Annotated in this window: 1 pseudogene; it reads left to right on the top strand. The window is 25.3% G+C overall.

Going from position 1 to position 281, the window contains the following annotated elements:
* Window positions 1–281 (top strand): annotated as a pseudogene (locus tag ACVCZW_RS03710) (hypothetical protein); the annotation flags it as partial.

Here is a 281-nt window from a genome sequence, read left to right as displayed (position 1 = left end):
CTATAATTTAAAGCTTTTAAAAAACGATCTTTTTAATGGCGTAAATACAATTACGCTATTTAATAGTAGGAATCAACCAATTGCAGAACGTAATGTGTTCAGTACTAATAAAAAATTAATTGAATTAGAAGCCACAAAAATTTCTAGCACAAAAGATTCTACATCTATTACATTGAATCTTAAAAACATATATACAAATACCAATGTTAGTATTTCGGTCTTACCAGAAAACTCTTTAATGTATCAAAACCAATATAATATTGTAACCGATTATTTAGTAA

This window comes from Lacinutrix sp. MEBiC02595, from assembly GCF_053601555.1.
The sequence above is the reverse complement of the archived record's forward strand: the minus strand, read 5'-3'. Positions and strand labels throughout refer to the sequence as shown.